General features: G+C 69.7%; 2 protein-coding genes. Both read left to right on the top strand.

Going from position 1 to position 2535, the window contains the following annotated elements; all coding sequences use genetic code 11:
- On the top strand, positions 1 to 1490 hold a 1490-nt coding region (locus C667_RS22130), incomplete at its 5' end, for an exonuclease domain-containing protein (protein WP_004385608.1).
- A gap of 37 nt (positions 1491 to 1527) precedes the next feature.
- The coding region (locus C667_RS22125; protein WP_004385606.1) for a VC_2705 family sodium/solute symporter at positions 1528 to 2535 on the top strand (1008 nt) is incomplete at its 3' end.

Genomic DNA, 2535 nt, shown 5'->3' with positions numbered 1-2535 from the left:
CGCAGGGCGAGGCGGACGCGGTCGGCCCGGCGGGCGAGTTGCCGCCCGCAGCGGCGGAGACCGCCGCGGCAGCGCCCGCGTCCGAGCGCACGCTCACCGGCTTCATCCTCATGCTCGACAACATCACGCGCAACTTCGAGACCGAGTCGCGCCGCGACCAGATGCTGCACAACCTCACCGAGGGCAGCCGCGCCTCGCTCGCCAACGTGCGCGCGGCGGCCGACATGCTCGAGTTCGAGGACCTGCCCGACGAGATGCGCACGCGCTTCCGCAAGGTGGTGCGCGACGAGGTGCAGTCGATGAGCCAGCGCCTCGACCAGACCGCGAACGAGTTCGCGGACTCGCTGAAGGCACGCTGGCCGCTCGAGGAGATGCTCGGTGCCGACCTGATCGCCGCCGCGCAGCGCCGCATCGAGGCTCGTATCGGCCTGCCCACCAAGCTCGAGGAGGTCGACGAGTCGCTGTGGGTGAAGGTCGACAGCTTCTCGTTGATCCAGGCCATCACCTACCTCGCCAGCCGGCTGTCGGACGAGTTCGAGGTGCGCGAGGTGCGCTTCCGCCTCAGCGCGGCCGGACGCCTGGTCCACCTCGACCTGATCTGGTCGGGGCAGGCGATGAGCACCGAGACGGTGATGAGCTGGGAGCTCGAGCCGATGAAGGTCGAGGACGAGAGCAGCCCGCTCACCGTGCGCGACGTGATCGACCGCCACGACGGCGAGATGTGGCTCGAGCGCGAGAAGGTGCGCCACCGCGCCTTCTTCCGCATCCTGCTGCCGGCGGCGACGCCGCAGGAGCAGGCCGAGGCCGAGACCTACCTGCGCGGCGAGAGCCGGCCCGAGTACTACGACTTCGACCTCTTCGCCTGGTCGGAGAAGTCGCACGAGCTCGACGATCGCCTGCTCTCCGAGCTCAGCTACACGGTGTTCGACACCGAGACCACCGGGCTCAACCCCTCGCAGGGCGACGAGATCATCCAGATCGGCGCCACGCGCATCCTCAACGGCAAGCTGCTGCGCGCCGAGTCCTTCGAGCAGCTGGTGGACCCGGAGCGCCCGCTCGCCGCCGAGTCGGCCAAGATCCACGGCATCACCTCGGAGATGCTGCGCGGCCAGCCCACCATCGACAAGGTGCTGCCCGCCTTCCACGCCTTCTCCGCGGACACCGTGCTGATCGCGCACAACGCCGCCTTCGACATGCGCTTCCTGCAGCTCAAGGAGGAGCAGACCGGGCTGCGCTTCGACCACCCGGTGATCGACACCCTGCTGCTGTCGGCGGTGGTGCACCCCAACCAGGAGTCGCACCGCCTGGAGGCGATCGCCGAGCGCCTCGGCCTGACCATCGTCGGGCGCCACACCGCGCTCGGCGACGCGATCGTGACTGCCGAGGTCTTCCTCAAGCTGATCCCGCTGCTCGCCGAGAAGGGCATCCGCACCCTGCGCGACGCGCGCGAGGCCGCCGAGAAGACCTACTACGCGCGGATCAAGTACTGATGACCCGGGCGCGCGGGCCGAGCGGAGAGCGTTCCCCTTGAGGCGCAACCTCGGCTTCGCGCGCCAGCTGCGGCGCTACTACGGGATCTACACCCTCGGCTTCGCGGTCTTCGTCGTGCTGCTGGCGATCGGCGAGAGCATGGGCCTGCCGCAGCAGCTCATCGGCCACGTCTTCCTGTTCGTCACGATCGCGATCTACGCCACCATCGGCGTGCTCTCGCGCACCTCCGACGTCTCCGAGTACTACGTCGCCGGGCGCCGCGTGCCGGCGATGTTCAACGGCATGGCCACCGCCGCGGACTGGATGAGCGCGGCCTCCTTCATCGGGCTGGCCGGCACCTTGTACTTCAGCGGCTTCGAAGGCCTGGCCTTCGTGACCGGATGGACCGGCGGCTTCGTGCTGGTGGCCTTGCTGCTCGCCCCCTACCTGCGCAAGTTCGGCCAATACACCATCCCGGACTTCCTCGGCGCGCGCTACCAGGGCAACGTCGCGCGCCTGGTCGGGCTCGCCGCGGCGGTGCTGGCGAGCTTCGTCTACCTGGTCGCGCAGATCTACGGCGTGGGCCTGGTGACCAGCCGCTTCGTCAGCGTCGAGTTCGAGATCGGGCTCTTCATCGGGCTGGCCGGAATCCTGGTGTGCTCCTTCCTCGGCGGCATGCGCGCGGTCACCTGGACCCAGGTGGCGCAGTACGTGATCCTGATCATCGCCTACCTCGTGCCGGTGGTGATCCTGTCCTACAAGCTCACCGGCATCCCGATCCCGCAGGCGGTGTACGGCACCGTGCTGCAGCAGATCAGCGCGCGCGAGGACGCGCTCTTCCAGGCGCCCTCCGAGCGTGCGGTGCGCGATCTCTACACCGCGCGCGCACACGACTACGCCGACAAGATCGCCGCGCTGCCGGCCTCGCTCGAGGACGAGCGCCGGCGCATGATCGGGGAGCTCAACCGCATGCGCCTGGGCGACGCGCCGGCGCGCGACATCGCGCTCGCCGAGCGCGCGCTGCGCGACCTGCCGCGCACCCCGTCCGAGGCCCGCGAGGCCTGG

Source organism: Thauera phenylacetica B4P (assembly GCF_000310225.1).
GTDB classification, from domain to species: Bacteria; Pseudomonadota; Gammaproteobacteria; order Burkholderiales; family Rhodocyclaceae; genus Thauera; species Thauera phenylacetica.
The sequence above is the reverse complement of the archived record's forward strand: the minus strand, read 5'-3'. Positions and strand labels throughout refer to the sequence as shown.